Origin of the sequence: Streptomyces jumonjinensis, from assembly GCF_009600885.1 — a bacterium.
Taxonomy (GTDB): Bacteria; Actinomycetota; Actinomycetes; order Streptomycetales; family Streptomycetaceae; genus Streptomyces; species Streptomyces jumonjinensis.
Genome location: NZ_VCLA01000167.1, coordinates 105,637 through 107,132, shown reverse-complemented (window position 1 = coordinate 107,132; position 1,496 = coordinate 105,637). Strand labels below are relative to the sequence as shown.

Here is a 1,496-nt window from a genome sequence, read left to right as displayed (position 1 = left end):
CTGGCCGCTCACACCACCGACCCCACGGCGGGCGGACACACCCCCTCCGACTTCCCTCTCCTGGAACTGACGCAGGAGAGTGTCGACGAGCTGGAGTCCGCAGTACCGGGGCTGGCGGACATCTGGCCGCTGTCGCCCTTGCAGGAAGGCATGCTCTTCCACGCCACCTTCGACAAGACGGGCCCGGATGCCTATCAGAGCCAACGCGTGCTGGCTTTGGACGGTCCCCTGGACGCCACTCGGCTGCGGGCGTCCTGGGAGGCTCTGGTGGCGCGGCATGATGCATTGCGGGCGAGTTTCCATCGCATCGCGTCGGGCGAGGCCGTCCAGGTCGTGGCACGGGATGTGGTCCTCCCCTGGCGTGAGGCCGACCTGTCCGGGCTCACGGAGGCCGAAGCGTCCGCCGAGGCCGAGCGGCTGGCCGGGAGCGAGCGGGCGGAACGGATCGATGTGACCACTGCGCCGCTGCTGCGGCTGTTGCTGATCCGCCTCGGCGAGGACCGGCACCGTCTCGTCATCACCAGCCACCACATCATGATGGACGGCTGGTCCCTGCCGGTCCTGATCGGTGACCTGTCCACGGCATACGCGGCGGGCGGTACGGAGCGGGATCTCCCCTCGGTGCTCTCCTACCGCGAGTATCTGGCGTGGCTGAACCGTCAGGACAAGGAGGCGGCGCGGGCCGCCTGGCGGGCGGAGCTGGCCGGAGCCGACGAGCCGACGCTCGTGGTGCCGGAAGAGTCGGTCAGGGTGCCGGTGGTTCCCGACCGGGTGCGGTTCGAGTTCTCCGAGGAGCTGTCGCGGGGGCTCGCGGAGCTGGCCCGTGCCCATGGTCTGACTGTGAACACGGTGGTGCAGGGCGCGTGGGCGTTGCTGCTGGCGCGGTTGGCCGGGCGTACGGATGTGGTGTTCGGCACCACCGTGGCAGGACGGCCCACGGACTTGCCGGGTGCGGAATCGGCGATCGGACTGTTCATCAACACCCTGCCGGTGCGGGTGAATCTGGCGGCCGGACAACCGGTCGCCGAAATGCTCACGGGATTGCAGAAGCGCCAGGTCGCACTGATGACACATCAGCATATGGGCCTGCCCGAGATCCGCCGGCTCACCGGCCCCGGCTCGGTCTTCGACACGCTCGTGGTCTACGAGAACTACCCCCACCCGACCGATGAGGCGGCGGCCCCCGGAACGCTGTCCATCCGACCTGCCGGCACTCCGGAAGACATGGGCCACTACCCGCTGACGTTCGTTGTGTCGCCCGGAGAGCGGATGCGGGGCGACTTCGTCTTCCGGCCGGATGTGTTCGAACGGGCCCGGGCCGAGGGCATGGTCGCCTCACTGGTGCGAGTCCTGGACCAGATGGTCGCGGATCCGTCGCAGCCGGTGGGGCAGGTCGACCTGGTCGACCCGGCCGGGCGTGGGCTGGTCGTGCGCGAGTGGAACCGGACGGAGTCGCCGGTGACCGGTGAGCCCCTGCCGGAGCTCTTGGCGCGACA

The 1,496-nt window shown here is 69.6% G+C and carries 1 protein-coding gene; it reads left to right on the top strand.

What is annotated here, in order from left to right:
* A partial coding sequence (locus FF041_RS38120) for a condensation domain-containing protein (RefSeq protein WP_323392608.1) occupies positions 1-1,496 on the top strand: 1,496 nt, incomplete at both ends.